This window comes from Coprococcus sp. RTP21281st1_F1_RTP21281_210402 (assembly GCF_040915325.1).
Lineage (GTDB): Bacteria > Bacillota > Clostridia > Lachnospirales > Lachnospiraceae > Coprococcus > Coprococcus aceti.
Window position 1 is genome coordinate 38,418 of sequence record NZ_JBCPDQ010000008.1, and the last position, 16,262, is coordinate 54,679.

Annotated in this window: 11 protein-coding genes; 1 reads left to right on the forward strand and 10 read right to left on the reverse strand. The window is 45.7% G+C overall.

All coding sequences use genetic code 11. The annotated features are described in order from the left end of the window. Nucleotides 1-233 precede the first annotated feature (233 nt). Entirely contained in the window at nt 234-449 is a 216-nt protein-coding gene (locus AB5150_RS11760) for a cold-shock protein (protein WP_015534471.1), read from the forward strand. A gap of 107 nt (nt 450-556) precedes the next feature. Here the strand turns inward: AB5150_RS11760 and AB5150_RS11765 are convergent, their stop codons facing one another. The 10 genes from AB5150_RS11765 to AB5150_RS11810 all read right to left on the reverse strand — a co-directional run bounded on the left by AB5150_RS11765 (nt 557) and on the right by AB5150_RS11810 (nt 16,164). Continuing rightward, a complete protein-coding gene (locus tag AB5150_RS11765) occupies nt 557-1,633 on the reverse strand; it encodes a glycoside hydrolase family 5 protein (protein WP_368291908.1) in 1,077 nt (358 codons plus the stop codon). A 154-nt stretch (nt 1,634-1,787) separates the two neighbouring features. Beyond that, complete coding sequence (locus AB5150_RS11770; protein WP_055146369.1) at nt 1,788-4,229, reverse strand: glycogen/starch/alpha-glucan phosphorylase; 2,442 nt, start codon at nt 4,227-4,229, stop codon at nt 1,788-1,790. A 301-nt stretch (nt 4,230-4,530) separates the two neighbouring features. Further along, nucleotides 4,531-5,340: a DnaJ domain-containing protein gene (locus tag AB5150_RS11775; protein ID WP_015534468.1), complete on the reverse strand. Its 810-nt coding sequence runs from the start codon at nt 5,338-5,340 to the stop codon at nt 4,531-4,533. Between the two features lie 3 nt (nt 5,341-5,343). Further along, nucleotides 5,344-6,243, reverse strand: a complete 900-nt coding sequence (locus AB5150_RS11780; RefSeq protein WP_118017018.1) for a DUF5685 family protein — start codon at nt 6,241-6,243, stop codon at nt 5,344-5,346. A 54-nt stretch (nt 6,244-6,297) separates the two neighbouring features. Continuing rightward, on the reverse strand, nt 6,298-6,693 hold the full coding sequence (locus AB5150_RS11785; protein WP_055222351.1) for a hypothetical protein: 396 nt from the start codon (nt 6,691-6,693) through the stop codon (nt 6,298-6,300). 25 nt (nt 6,694-6,718) lie between these two features. Beyond that, complete coding sequence (dnaK, locus tag AB5150_RS11790; RefSeq protein ID WP_368291909.1) at nt 6,719-8,479, reverse strand: molecular chaperone DnaK; 1,761 nt, start codon at nt 8,477-8,479, stop codon at nt 6,719-6,721. 204 nt (nt 8,480-8,683) lie between these two features. Then, a complete protein-coding gene (locus tag AB5150_RS11795; RefSeq protein ID WP_118649537.1) occupies nt 8,684-10,402 on the reverse strand; it encodes a sodium:alanine symporter family protein in 1,719 nt (572 codons plus the stop codon). A gap of 196 nt (nt 10,403-10,598) precedes the next feature. Continuing rightward, nucleotides 10,599-11,804 (reverse strand): metallophosphoesterase, encoded by a 1,206-nt coding sequence (locus tag AB5150_RS11800; RefSeq protein WP_368291910.1) that lies wholly within the window; start codon nt 11,802-11,804, stop codon nt 10,599-10,601. Between the two features lie 300 nt (nt 11,805-12,104). Next, nucleotides 12,105-15,275 (reverse strand): isoleucine--tRNA ligase, encoded by a 3,171-nt coding sequence (ileS, locus tag AB5150_RS11805; RefSeq protein ID WP_004852635.1) that lies wholly within the window; start codon nt 15,273-15,275, stop codon nt 12,105-12,107. 382 nt (nt 15,276-15,657) lie between these two features. Next, entirely contained in the window at nt 15,658-16,164 is a 507-nt protein-coding gene (locus AB5150_RS11810; RefSeq protein ID WP_055272037.1) for a hypothetical protein, read from the reverse strand. Nucleotides 16,165-16,262: the final 98 nt, after the last annotated feature.

The following is a 16,262-nucleotide window of genomic DNA, read 5'->3' on the forward strand; positions in this document are numbered from 1 at the left end:
ATATATATATCGTTTTTACACTGCTCATATACCCTTTTTACTGAGAAATCTTAACGCAAATTTTAGTCGTATCGTTTATTGACAAATGCAACATGACATAATATGATAATAGCGTATTCAAGATTAACGGTTCGATTGCTATATAAGGTAAGCTTTTCTTTGGAGTATTCTCTATAAGGTATATTGTAGTGTTTTCATTGAGTACAAATTTTCATTTTTAGGAGGTACTCGTGATGAAGAACGGTACAGTTAAGTGGTTCAACGGAGAAAAGGGTTATGGATTCATCTCAGATGATGAGACAGGAAAGGACGTATTTGTTCATTTTTCAGCAATCAACTCTGATGGATATAAGACTCTTAACGAGGGACAGAAGGTTACATTTGACGTAGAGGCTGATCCTAAGGACGCTTCTAAGGAGAGAGCAACTAACGTAACAGTTGTAGCTTAATTCACATATAACCATTAACACAAGAACAGGCGCTATACAGATCTTTGATCTATATAGCGCCTGTTTTTTATTGCTTGTTAATATCACGGTTTCCTCACGGCTTCCCGTTACGCCCTGCTTCCGAGAGCCTTCTTGCGGGCTCTGTATTTCGCTCTGATATAACGGCCTGCCTCAGACAGTTCACTCGTCTTCCACCGGCTCGTCTTGCTCGTCCACGACGCCAGGAGGGATGCCGATTCATTCTTGTTGCTGAGACTCCAGCAGAAATAGCTGACATTCGCCTTGTTGAGTCTGGTCAGCCATTTGCCGGTGTAGGCTTTGCTTATGCCTCCATCGCCGCTTGCCGCGGACATTCCGAACTCTGTGACTATGACCGCTATCCCCTTCTTCCTTGCGTATGCAAGCTTCGCAGGAAGATACCGGTTGTGGCTCCACTCATTTGCATAGAAATGGAGTGAGTACATTATATTCTTGTAGCCCTTGATAGGGTTATCCGCAACCTCATTGTGTGTGCCATCCGAACCGAGCTGGGACCATGTCGGCGTTCCCACTACGATGATCGCCTTCTTGTCATACTTTCTTATGACCTTTATGACCTGGGACGCATATCGCTTGACGATCTTCCAGTCGCAGCCATTTGGCTCATTGCATATCTCATAAATGATATTTTTCTGTTTCTTATACTTCTTCGCCATAGTTGCAAAGAATCTTCTTGCCTCTGCAACCTGTGTCATAGGATTCCCGTCGTTGAGTATGTGCCAGTCGATGATCACATACATGCCGAGGTCGGTCGCATATTTCACGCCCTTGTATATCTGATTTCGAAGTGCCGCTTTGCTGCCGCCCGCACAATAGCCGTTGTATTCAGATGTATACATGGCAAGTCTTACCGCATTAACTCCCCAGTCGTCTCTCAGAGTCTTGAACGCCGCCTTGTTCACATAAGGATATCCCACATCCCAGTTGATACCGTGTGTGCTGATTCCCCTGAGCTGGAATTTCTTGCCTTTGGCATCCACCAGATCTGCCCCCTTCACAGACAGTCTTCCATGTGTCGCCACCGGCGTCTTTACCTTCGTAGCTGCAAATGCATCACAGTTCGGCTGTACTGCAACCGCTGTAAATATCATTGCAAATGCGAGCAGCAGAGCCGTGAGTCTGTGTCTCAATTTTCTACCTTTCATATGTTTATAACCCCCTTTTCATCACAACGTAACATATATATCTATCATAACATAGGCGCGGATGTATTAACAGATGCAAAATAAAAACGGACACCATACGATCCTTACCATATGATGTCCGTCCTTTATTTTGTTATTTCATTCTATCTGATAATTACTTATCAAGGGAAACCTTAACCTTCTTAAGCTTCCAGATCTCCTTTGCATACTCCTCGATAGTTCTGTCTGATGAGAACTTTCCAGCACATGCTGTGTTGAGCATAGCCATCTTTGCCCAGCCCTTCTCATCCTGGTATGCCTTATCAACCTTCTGCTGAGCCTCTGCATATGAATCGAAGTCCTTGAGGATGAAGTATACATCTTCCTTTGTGAGAGAATCATAGAGATCTCTGAATCTGTCCGGATCATCCGATGCATAAGTACCATCGATAAGCTGTGTGAGAACTCTTCTTACAGCCTGGTTGTTATTGTAGATATCCATTGGGTTGTAGCCGCCCTCGCGCTCATACTTCATAACCTCTTCTGCTGAAAGTCCGAAGATAAATGCGTTCTCGATGCCAACTTCCTCAACGATCTCTACATTTGCTCCATCCATGGTTCCAAGTGTAGGTGCACCGTTCAGCATGAACTTCATGTTACCTGTACCTGAAGCCTCTCTTGAAGCTGTTGAGATCTGCTCTGATACATCTGCTGCTGCAAAGATAATCTCGGCATTGGATACTCTGTAGTTCTCTATAAATACAACCTTTATCTTGCCTTCGATTGAAGCATCGTTGTTGACAACATCTGCAACTGAGTTGATGAGCTTGATGATAAGCTTAGCTCTCTTATATCCTGCTGATGCCTTTGCTCCAAAGATGAATGTTCTTGGGTACATATCGAATTCTGGCTCTGTCTTCAGTCTGTTATACAGATGCATAACATGAAGGATGTTCAGAAGCTGTCTCTTGTACTCATGAAGTCTCTTAACCTGTACATCGAAGATTGAACGAGGATCTACATCCACATTGTTGTGCTCCTTGATGTACTTTGCAAGACGGATCTTGTTCTGGTACTTGATGTTCATAAACTCATGCTGGCACTTCTCATCGTTCACATATACCTTAAGCTTCTTAAGGTGTGAAAGATTGGTTATCCACTCGTCACCGATCTTGTCTGTGATCCAGTTTGCAAGAAGTGGGTTGGCATGAAGCAGGAAACGTCTCTGAGTGATACCATTTGTCTTGTTGTTGAACTGCTCTGGTCTCATCTCATAGAAGTCCTTAAGTTCTCTCTCCTCAAGGATCTTGGTATGAAGAGCTGCAACACCGTTTACTGAGTAAGAACCTGCAATTGCAAGATGAGCCATCTTAACCTGGCCATCGTACAGAACTGCCATATTCTTAACCTTATCCTGGTTGCCTGGATACATCTCCTGGATCTTGAGAACGAATCTTCTGTTGATCTCCTCAACGATCTGGTAGATACGTGGAAGCAGTCTTGAGAACAGCTCGATAGGCCACTTCTCAAGTGCCTCTGCCATGATCGTATGGTTGGTGTATGCACATGTTCTTGTTGTGATATCCCATGCGTCATCCCACTCAAGGCCTTCCTCATCCATGAGGATTCTCATGAGCTCGGCAACTGCTACTGTTGGATGTGTATCATTCATCTGGAATGTTACCTTCTCTGGCAGCTTGTGGATGTCCTTGTTGAGCTCCTTGAACTTGAGGATTGCTCTCTGAACTGAAGCTGAGATGAAGAAATACTGCTGTCTCAGTCTGAGCTCCTTACCTGCGTAGTGATTGTCATTTGGATAGAGAACCTCAACGATAGTCTTTGCAAGGTTCTGCTGCTCTACTGCCTTCTCATACTCACCCTTGTCAAATGAGTCAAGGCAGAACTCCTGGATTGCCTCAGCATCCCAGATTCTAAGTGTATTTACAACGTTGTTGCCATAACCGATGACTGGAAGGTCATAAGGTACGGCACGAACTGACTGATATCCATCCTGTATAAAGTAGTTTCTGCCATTCTTGTTCTCAACTCTGACATATCCACCGAACTTAACTTCAACAGCGTACTCTGAACGCTTAACCTCGAATGGGTTGCCATCCTTGAGCCAGTCATCCGGCATCTCAACCTGATATCCATCCTTGATGCCCTGCTTGAACATACCATACTTGTATCTGATACCACAACCGTATGCAGGATAACCAAGTGTTGCCAATGAATCAAGGAAACAAGCTGCAAGACGTCCGAGACCGCCATTACCCAGAGCGGCATCAGGCTCCTGATCCTCTATAAAGTTCAGGTCAAATCCTAACTCGTCAAGTGCTTCCTTAACTGCATCGTAGTAAGTCAAGTTGATAAGATTGTTACCGAGTGCTCTACCCATAAGGAACTCCATAGACAGATAATAAACTGTCTTGACGTTCTTCTTCTCATACTCCTTGTGTGTAGCAATCCATCTGTCAATGATGTCGTCCTTTACTGCGTAGCTGACTGCCTGGAATACCTGCTGTGGAGTAGCCTCCTCGATAGGCTTGCGGAAAAGGGTCTTTACGTTAGTAATGACTTCCTTCTTGAAGCCTTCCTTATCGAAATCTGCTAACATCTTCATCTGATTCATTCCCTCCTTGGATAAATAGATATAATTTTTTCCATTTTCACTGTTTCATTCTATCATCAACCTTTTTTTTTAACAATACATGAGAAAAAATTTGTTAAATAACACTATAAAATTAGACTATAGTCAAATAGAATTTGCAGTTTTTTTACATAAAAGGCGATAAATGTCTGATAATATCGAGATTAATTGGGGGTTCTTGCGTTTTCAATGATTACCAGAATATTGTAAATGCACCACGTATACGATATAAAACCCCTGGGAGAGGCAACTCCCAGGGGTTTTATATCTAACTTCGTCCGTATCCACTCGGCATGCAGCACACGCAAGGCATACCGCCCATGCAGCACGACATGAGAGCACATATGGTACAAAGGTTGTTGCAAAACTTTCCGCCGGTCGGCATATCCATTCCATACCCGGCACCTCTGTCCATGTACCACTGACGGCCGCTCTTGATGGACTCATATGCCTGACGGTATTCCTGATTGCCCGGCTCAAGCTCCATTGCACGCTTCAGCATCTCCATGGCTCTTATCTGATTGCCAAGTCCGGCGTTGCACACGCCACTGTAATAGTGCCACTTGGCATCGTGATTCTCTATCTGATTGAGGACGTTCTTCGCCTCCTCATAGCTTCCGCTGTTCATATAGTTCTTCGCGGCCTGAAAATATCTGGAATCTTTATCATTCGGATCGTAGTCATTCTGTCTCTGATAGCCACCGAAACCAAATGGGCCAAATCCTCCGAAACCGCCAAATGGATCATCATACTGTCCGTAGCCTCCTGACGAACCGCCGTAAGAACTTCCACCATACGGACCATATGAACCGCCAGATCCATAACCGCCGCCGTAGCCCTGCGAGCTTCCAGTTCCATACCCACCAGCACCACCGTAACTTGCACGGTCAGCCTCGCCGCTCACTATGGACTTGTAAGCCTGCTGTATCTCCTTGAACTTTTCCTCAGCCTCATCCTTATGAGGATTGTTGATATTCGCATCCGGATGATACTTCCGGCTCAGCCTTCTATATGCTTTTTTTACTTCTTCTTCGCTGGCACCTCTTTTGAGTCCCAGCACCTCGTAAGGATCTTTCATAATTTATTCCTCATCGCCGCATCTTCTATTTGTAGTCGAATAATATGCTTCCCATATTCCTGAGTATATTATGTTCCTGAGTATACCTACATTTTCAATAATAGGAAGCATCTCATACTCTTTTGCAAGTGGTGCCACCATCATCATCAGAACATCCTTCGTCCACTCTGCAAGCTCCTGCCATTTGTCCTGTTCTATGGTTTTATCTGCCCCCACTGATTGTACCTCAACACCCAGCTCATGCGCAAGCCTGCACACGAATGGATTGTAATTTCCAGCACCTATATCCTTCTCTATATCGTCATACGCGTCCATTATGTAGACAAATTTGCCCAGATAATAGCCTATGGTGCGGAGATATGATTCCCACTCATCATGTTTCGGGGCACATATCTCTGCCATTATATTGCCGAAATGCCCTGACAATGCATCCATGTCATCGGATCCCACCTCCTCAAGCTCACTTATCGCCTTGAGGTTCTCCGCAATAACCTGGATCTTCTGTTGATAATCTTCCTTGAGCCTCCTGCCATTTTGTCCTGCGAGCAGTACATCCGCATACAGCTTTCGGGTAAGCATATGCTCATCATCCCAGTCATCTATACATTTATAATAGGTAAGGATCACGTTCATATCAGCAACATAATCTGTGTACTCGTTCTGTACATAAGTATGCTTCGATGTCGGGTGTGCGATACATCTTCTGCTGCCCGAGTGCTTCTCCGGTTCGTACAGTCCCGTCAGAAGAAGGACCAGAAATGTCATATCATAGCTGAGACTTATCTGTCCTCTGGCACCATATCTGTCCTTCAGCGATTTGCACAGGCCGCAATAATACTTACGGTATTCATCATATTCTTTCATCTTAAGCTCAGGCTGGTTCACCACTATATATCCAAACATCTCTCAATCTCCACACTATATTCCAACATAAGACTTTATCCGTCTGCGCTGTTACTAAGACTTCTTCACAAATCTGTTGCCGCACTTAGGGCATCTGATCTCTATCTTGCCCTTTCCCCTTGGAACTCTGATCATCTGCTGGCATTTGCTGCAGACAAATATCTTGTATTCCTTGCCGGCTTCCTTCTGTTTCTTCGCACGCTTGAATATATTTCTCACGCCTGCGGTGTGCTCCATAAACCATCTGTTCTGAGCCGCGCGCTTGTCATAGTTCTTGGACATGATCCTGACATATCCATAAGCGAACATGAAAAGTCCAAGGAAATAAAATATCCCTGTCTTGATAAATGCATCCAACACCATAAAAATCAATCCGCCCCAGGTAAGGAATGATGACAACTGATCATTGCCATACCTGGATCTCATAAATCTTATAAATTTGTCTTTCATAATTCACCATTCTCCTCGCAAATTCTTACATTGTCTCCAGCTTCTCTGCAGATTCCTGGAGCTGTCTGTAGGCTTCCTTCATCCTGCCCATCTCCACGTCATCTACATGATTCATGTCAGTTCGTGTCACAAGCTTCTTCAGATACTCGCAGTCGCTCTTGATCCGTTTCATCTCCTTCTTGTCGAGCTGTGCGCCCCTGGTCTCAAGAAGATTCTCTACCTTATATACATACGACTCGGCCTCGTTCATAATGTCTTTGAACTCCTTGGCTCCAGCCACGTCATCCTCGTACTTCTTCGCATCCTCCCTTGCTCTGCGGATCTCCTCCTCCGAAAGGTTGGTGCTGGATGTGATCACTATCTGCTGTTCCACACCCCTGCCAAGATCCTTAGCTGAAACCTTGAGGATACCATTTGCATCCATGTCAAATGTGACCTCGATCTGAGGAACGCCCGCCATGGCTCTCTTGATACCACTGAGTCTGAAGTTGCCTAGCAGCTTGTTGTCCCTTGTGAAATGCCTCTCGCCCTGGTATACCTTGATCTCGACATCCCTTTGGAAATTGCCCGCCGTGGTAAATATCTTTGATGCCCTGGTCGGAATGGCTGAATTTCTCGGAATGATGACATTTGCCACGCCTCCAAGGGTCTCAATGGACAGCGAAAGAGGTGTCACATCCATGAGGAGAATGTCATTCACCTTGTTCGACACGGTGAGCTCGCCGCTGAGCTTGCTTCCCTGGACCGCCGCACCCATGGCAACGCACTCGTCCGGGTTCATATTCTTGGATGGCTCCCTGCCGGTTATGGCACGAACCTTATCCACAACCGCCGGTATACGGGTGGAGCCACCCACCAGCAGCACTTTGTCTATCTGATTTCTCGTTATGCCCGCATCGGATAATGCCTGGTTTACAGGTCCCGCCGTTCTCTCCACCAGATCATAGGTTAGCTCGTTGAACTGTTCCCTTGTTATCGTCATGTCTAGATGCACCGGCTGATTCTTCACTGTCGATATAAATGGCAGATTGATGTGTGCAGTCTGCGCAAATGAGAGCTCCTTCTTGGCATTCTCACAGGCTTCCCTCACTCTCTGGGATGCCGTGATATCCTTCGCCAGATTGACCTTTGTCTCCTTTTTAAAGGTCTTGATGACGTGATCCAGCAATCTCTCATCAAAATCATCTCCGCCCAGATGATTGTCTCCCGCGGTGGCAAGAACCTCTATTACGCTGTCCCCTATCTCTATAACAGACACGTCAAATGTTCCTCCGCCCAGATCGTATACAAGTATCTTCTGCGCCTGTCCATTGTCAAGACCATAGGCGAGAGCCGCCGATGTAGGCTCATTTATGATTCGAAGCACATTCAGTCCCGCTATTCTTCCGGCGTCCTTTGTGGCCTGTCTCTGGCTGTCGTCAAAGTAAGCCGGGACTGTTATGACTGCATCAGATACCGGTCCGCCCAGATAACTCTCAGCATCGCTCTTCAGCTTTGCAAGTATGATGGCGGATATCTCCTGCGGCGAATAGTCCTTGCCGTCTATCCTCTTTCTGTATGTTGTTCCCATCGCTCTCTTGATGGATGTGATAGTTCTGTCCACATTCACAGTCATCTGTCTCCTGGCAGCCTCACCCACCAGTCTCTCTCCATTCTTTGTGATGGCTACTATGGAAGGTGTGGTCCTGCCGCCCTCCGAATTCGGTATGACAGTTGGCTGATCGCCCTCAAGCACTGCCACACAGCTGTTTGTTGTTCCTAGGTCTATTCCTACTACTCTGCTCATATATGTCAACCTCTCTGTAATGGTATTCTAATCTACTCATGGGGACGGAGGGGTCAGGCACCTCCGTCCCCATATATTGTATATAATAACCATCACTTATGAACATAATTTGGACAAAAAATAAAGTAAGTATAAAGTTAGGTTAAGAGAGTATAAAAAAAGAGGACGGAGGTTTCTGACCCCTCCGTCCCCGGACTTAATATTCTACTTTGATGCTTTCTCTGCCTTGATAACCGCCTGGAATTCCTTTATATCCTTTGCAATCTCTCCGCTTAATGCCAGCAGGCAGATAAGGTTCGGAATCGCCATGAGCGCATTCGCTATATCTGAGAAGTTCCATACAAGATCCAGTGATATCGTCGCGCCTACGTATACAACGAGCGAGAACACTATCCTGTATATCATATTGTACTTGTGCGACTTGAACAGGTACTCGAACGCCTTCTCTCCGTGATACTCCCATCCAAGGATCGTGGAGAATGCGAAGAGCACAATTCCTATAGTTACGAGCCAGCCTCCCACCTTGCCAAGTGCAGAGCCAAATGACAGTATCGTGAGAGCTGCACCTTTTATAACAGTTGAGCAGGCAAATGTTCCATCCTCAGCAAATGTATAATGGTTTCCGGCTGCATCAGTCCATGTACCGGTAAGACTTCCTATGGCTGCCTGACTCTCCTCCACCGCAAGCTCACTTGCAAGCTTTGTATTCTCATCCTTGTTGAGTTCGTCGGATGGAAGAACTGAAAGCGTCAGGGTATTTGACGAATTGGATGTATCTGTCAGAATGAGCTGGTCATCTGTGAATTCATATGTATAATCCGTCGTGGTAGTCTTGTTATCAGAATCAACAGCCTCCACAGTAACCGCCGTTCCGCTCACCTGATAGCTGCCCTTTGTACTGTTCTCAGTAATACCAAGCACACCCGATGATGCAATACAGAGACCTGTGATGGTACAGACTACTATGGTATCCCAGAATGTACCTGTCATATTGATGTAACCCTGACGGACAGGATTGTCTGTTGTGGCAGCTGCCGCCGTGATGGCCGCAGAGCCCATTCCAGCCTCATTTGAGAATACTCCTCTGGCAACACCGAATCTCATGGCATTCATCATAGCTGCTGTGATCGTACCACACAGACCGCCACCGACTGCCTTGACTGAGAATGCCATCTTGAATATCATGGCAACTCCTGCCGGAAGATTCTGGATATTGACGATTATTACAATAAGTCCGGCTACAACATAGAATATCGCCATCAAAGGAACAACAACTGATGACACCTTAGATATAGTCTTGATTCCTCCAACTATTATAAGAAGGGCAAAAACCGTAAGTATAATTCCTGTCACATATGTAGGCACGCTGAATGTGCTGCTAAGAGATTCAGATATGGAATTGGCCTGTGTCATATTTCCTATTCCAAATGAGGCGATGACTGCAAAGAGTGCGAACAGCCAGCCCAGCACTGCACCAAACTTCTTATGCTTGAATGCCTTCTTCATAGTGTACATAGGACCGCCGCTCATCTCGCCCTTGGCATTCACCTCACGATACTTGATAGCAAGCATACACTCTGAGAACTTGGATGTCAGACCAAATGCTGCGGATATCCACATCCACACCAGTGCCCCCGGACCTCCCGATACCATGGCCGTTGCAACACCAACGATATTTCCCGTTCCTATGGTTGCAGCAAGCGCGGTGGTCAGTGCCGAAAATGGTGACACGTCTCCGGTTCCTCTGCTCTTTGTCCTTGCCTCCTTGCTAAGTGTACTCTTCAGCGCATAGCCGAGATTCCTCCAGGGAAGAAACCCTGTTCTGATCGTCAGAAATATTCCCGTTCCAACCAGAAGCACCAGCATGACCGGTCCCCAGACAAATCCGTCCACCGCCGACACGATCTCATTTAACTTTTCCATACAACCGCCTCCTCTTTCCAGGTTATCCATACCATCCGACCCGGCACTCCCCTCATTTTTTGTCCCGAATCAGTTTATATACCCGTAAATTTACTTTATTTTTGCCGTAAAGTCCAGAGTATTGTGGTGTTATGGTTATTTTCCTTTATTAATTAAGTTATGCGAGCGGTTGGCGAAATATTATGCGGTGTGGTGGTCATTTAAAATTCACCGTTATCGGACATATCTCCGCCTTGGTTCCAACCCGCATATCAGGGCCAAACACACCGACTCCGGATGTCACTATGTTGTGCATGCCGTCAACATTCAGGTAACCGCAGGAATTTTCCCACATCATCGCCACAAGGATGTTGCCTGGGAACATTTGTCCGTCATGGGTGTGTCCACACAGATCCATATCCACACCTGCCGACGACAGCTCCTCCAGCTCCTTTGGCTCATGATCAAGGACTATGATAGGTTTTGATTTGTCCATATTTTCCGTGATCTCGTCCGCGGATGCTCTTTCTGTAACTCCATTTCCCGGTCTATGGGCATCGCGGCGGCCATAGATGTATATGGAATCGTTTATCAGCACTCCCTCGTCGCGAAGAAGTGTGATTCCCGCCTTCTCCATAAACTCGTCCATCTCCGGGCTGCTGGTCTTCTCCTTCTGTCCGCCAAATGTAAATCCGGCAAGCACCTGCTCCTGTATATCGTGGTTGCCATAGCAGGCATACACTCCATACTTTGATTTGATCCCCCGGAGTATTTTCTCAAGCTCCTCCGGCTGGTCAACGGCTTCCCATTCGTTGTCAAATATATCACCCGCTATCAGCACCAGATCTGCGTCCTGCTTATTTATGGAATTCACTATTCTTTGAACCTGCCTGACACCTATGTTGTATCCAAGATGAAGATCTGCAACCAGCACTATCTTCATGGAATCCATCTTCTGACCATTCTCATCCTGTGCTTCCTTATTGATGGTCACATCATAAGGCGTCACCCGCACAAGTCTCGCATTTACCACTCCCCAGAAGGATATACACATGATGAGTGTTGCGCACACACAGCCCACTATCCTGCGAACCCTCGGCACGCATATCTTATCTTTGCTCACTCTGAATACATGAAGCAGAAGGAATCTTCCAAGCTCGGCTATCACTATGAAGAATATCATATAAAGCAGAACACCCAGCCAGTAATTTCCCACCAGCTTCATGCCACGTCTGAACCTTCCCTGTGGCAGGAAGAATGCGATCACCAGCGCAGACGCCAGAAATGCGTATAGCACTATCGGGACTATCCAGCCCTTCTTGCCTTTGAGTTTCGGGAAATATGCCTGTACCCAGCCCTTTATTCTCCAGAACAAATATATATTTAACGCTATGTAAAAAGGCGCAATGAAAATTGCTATCATCTTTTTTCTCCTTTGTTTTTCTGACTGGCCAATATACATATTGACGGCAACCATTTGTACGATTTATTCATACAATAATATACTCCCAACACCACACATACACAAACTTAATAAATCGTAATTCCACCATCATCCCCTAATATCCAAATATATTTAAAGAAAGTACAAAATTATCCTAAATCACATAAAAATAGCCCGAAAGATACAAAATCTTTAAGATTTGTACCTTTCGGGCCGTATTCTCTTGATCAGGGATAATTTTTTCCAAAATGCCTGTTTTAAACCCTAATATTATATCCCTTAGTCGTTCTTCTTCACGCCAAGAGTTACCTTCTCGCCATTGATGTTCCACTCCTTGGTGTATCCATCAACTGAGCCGGTGATGATCTCGGTTGCCATAACGTCGCCGATGATGGCATCCGCATTTGCTGCGATGATGTCATTTGCCTTCTGGCTTCCGTCTGCGTATACAGTGATCTTGTCCATAACCTCGAATCCAGCCTCTTTTCTCATAGTCTGAACCTTGGATACTATCTCACGGACAAATCCTTCCTCAAGAAGCTCCTCTGACAGGTTTGTGTCGATGACTACTGTCACACCGCCGTCTGCCTCGGATACGAAACCGTCCATCTGAGCCATGTCGATCAGAAGATCAGCCTCAGTGAGTACGATCTCCTCTCCGTCTGCCTCAAACTTCAGAGCGCCCTCTGCCTTGAGCTCTGCCATGGCCGCGTTGCCATCCAGTGCTGACAGATGCTCCTTGATCTTGCCAAGGTGCTTGCCGTACTTAGGTCCGACTGTACGGAGCTGTGGCTTGAAGCTGTATGTTGTGTAAGCGCTTACATCATCATCGAACTCAACATTCTTCACGTTCAGCTCATCCTCGATGATTGCCTTCTCCTCACCGAAAAGCTTCTTGTCAGCCTTGACATACATCTTGCCGATTGGCTGTCTGTTCTTGATATTTGCTGTATTTCTTGCTGCACGTCCCAGAACTACGATCTTCAGGATCTCGTCCATAGCTACCTCGAGCTCTGGATCTATCATCTTCTCATCCACCTCAGGGAATGAGCACAGATGAACTGAGAGAGGTGCATCCTTGTCTATATTTCTAACCAGATTCTGGTAAATATCCTCTGCCATGAATGGGAGCATAGGAGCTACTGTCTGTGCGATCGTAACGAGCGCTGTGTAAAGTGTCATGTAAGCATTTACCTTGTCCTGCTCCATGCCCTTTGCCCAGTATCTCTCACGACCACGGCGGACATACCAGTTACTCATGTCATCCACGAACTCCTCGAGAACTCTTGTTGTCTCAGGGATCTTGTATGCGCCAAGATTTGCGTCAACTGCCTTGACTGTTGAGTTCAGCTTGGACAGAAGCCACTTATCCATAAGTGACAATTTATCATACTCAAGCTCATGCTCAAGTGGATTGAAGTTGTCTATATTTGCATAGAGTACATAGAACGCATATGTGTTCCACAGTGTACCCATGAACTTTCTCTGACACTCAACAACTGCATCCTCATGGAATCTGTTAGGAAGCCATGGTGCTGAATTGCTGTAGAAATACCATCTGATGGCATCTGCACCGTACTTGTTCAGAGCATCCATAGGATCTACAGCATTTCCCTTGGACTTACTCATCTTCTGTCCGTCCTTATCCTGGACATGTCCGAGAACGATTACGTTCTTAAACGGAGCCTTGTCGAACAGCAGCGTTGAGATCGCCATAAGTGAGTAGAACCATCCTCTTGTCTGGTCAACAGCCTCACTGATGAAATCAGCAGGGAAGTGCTTCTCAAATATATCCTGATTCTCAAATGGATAGTGCCACTGTGCAAATGGCATTGATCCTGAATCGAACCAGCAGTCGATAACCTCTGTGACTCTGTGCATCTGCTTGCCACACTCAGGACACTTGATAGTTACAGCGTCGATGAACGGACGGTGAAGCTCGATGTCCTCAGGGCAGTTGTCACTCATTGAGCGGAGCTCTTCCTTTGATCCGATGGCATGTCTGCAGCCGCACTCACACTCCCAGATGTTCAGCGGAGTACCCCAGTAACGATTTCTTGAAAGTCCCCAGTCCTGAACATTCTTCAGCCAGTCGCCAAAACGTCCCTTACCGATGCTCTCCGGGATCCAGTTTACAGTGTCATTATTCTTAACCAGCTTGTCTCTGACTGCTGTCATCTTGATGAACCATGTATCTCTTGCGTAGTAGATAAGTGGTGTGTCACATCTCCAGCAGTGTGGATACTCATGCTCGAACTTAGGCGCATCGAAGAGAAGTCCCCTTGCGTCCAGATCCTTGAGTACCTCAGGGTCTGCATCCTTTACGAACATTCCGGCAAATGGAGTCTCCTCAGTGAGGTCACCCTTGCCATCTACAAACTGTACAAATGGAAGATCGTAGTTTCTTCCGACATTTGCATCGTCCTCACCAAATGCTGGTGCGATATGAACAATACCTGTACCATCTGTCATAGTTACATAAGTGTCACATGTAATGAAGTGGCCCTTCTTGTGCTGCTTCTCACATACAGGCTTTACGCACTCATAGAGTGGCTCATACTCCTTGTACTCAAGATCCTTACCAACATATGTCTCAAGAACCTCGTATGCAGGAACTGCTGCCTGATCGTCTGCTGCTTCCTTTGCAAGACCGCCGAGAACCTTGTCTGCAAGCGCCTGTGCAAGATAATATGTGTAGCCGTCTGCTGCCTTAACCTTCACGTATGTCTCATCTGGATTTACACAGAGTGCTACGTTTGAAGGAAGTGTCCAAGGTGTTGTTGTCCATGCGAGGAAATATGCGTCCTCTCCGATAACCTTGAATCTTACTACTGCTGAACGCTCCTTGACTGTCTTGTATCCCTGTGCAACCTCATGGCTTGAAAGAGGTGTACCACATCTTGGGCAGTAAGGCACGATCTTGAAGCCCTTGTACAGAAGTCCCTGATCCCAGATCTTCTTCAGCGCCCACCACTCTGACTCGATGAAGTCATCATGGTATGTTACATATGGGTTGTCCATATCAGCCCAGAAACCAACCTTGCCTGAGAACTCTTCCCACATGCCTTTATATTTCCATACGGACTCCTTACATTTCTGGATAAATGGCTCCAGTCCATACTCCTCTATCTGCTCCTTGCCGTCGATTCCCAAGAGCTTCTCAACCTCGAGCTCAACAGGCAGACCGTGTGTATCCCATCCGGCCTTTCTGACTACGTTATGTCCCTTCATTGTCTGATATCTAGGGATCATATCCTTGATTACACGTGTGAGAACGTGTCCGATATGTGGCTTACCATTTGCTGTTGGAGGGCCATCATAGAATGTGTATGTTGGCAGATCCTTTGTCTCTTCAACACTCTTCTCAAATACCTGATTTTCTTTCCAGAAGTCCAATACCTTCTGCTCTCTGTTCACGAATTCCAGTTTAGTCGAAACCTTGTCGTACATGTCGTCTTTCCTTTCTGTGATAAATATAAAAAAGCCCTTCGTCGTAATCAGGACGAAGGGCTTTGAGTTCGTTATACCACCTATTACTTACATACTAACATATGCGCTCCCCTTAACGCAGGAAATACGTCAGAGCCTACTTGAGCAAATCTCTTTTGGTCTGCAACTCCAGAGTGATATTCCGAAAGTCTCTACTGTCACCGGGCTCGCACCGCCCCCGGCTCGCTGCTGATCTCGCAGACTCCGTACTGTCTCTGTCATCGTTTTTAACTTATATGATCCAGAAAACCGCCTGTATAAGCCATTTCTGAACCTATCCATTCATTAGTATAGCAAGTATTTGTGGTTTGTCAATCGCAATATGCGCAAATAATTTACTATTCTACTTCTTTATAACCACATTCTTTGTTGTGCTCCATGCAGAATAGTAAGTTGTTTTTCCTACCTTCTTGAAGCTTCTGACTCTCACATAATATTTCTTCTTAGCCAATTTTGCTATTGTGACATTTGACTTTTTAGCTCCGGTCACTTTTACAGTCTTTGCCTTGGCAAAATTGCTCTTTACAGAATACTGTATCTGATATCCTCCTACCTTGGAATTTACCGACCACTTAACAGTCATCTTCTTTCCTGCCTTGTTCGTGGTCTTGGTAACCTTTGACGAAGTGATTCTCATAATGGTTTTCTGATTGCTGTCAGCCGCATTGTAACTTGTCTTGCCTGCCGTCTTGCACGCAACAATCTTATATGTGTATACCGTTCCATTTTTAGCTGACTTATCTGTATAGCTCAGTATTGTGTTTTTGTTTATATTGGCCAGCTTGCTGTACTTTCCCTTTCCAGCCTTTCTGTATACGATATATCCACCAGCTCCATTATTAAGATACATATAACAATTTCTTACGTTTTTTTATATTATCACCATGCATATACAAATACAATTTGTTTTTATGCATATTTACTACAAAACACGTTCGTATTTATCTA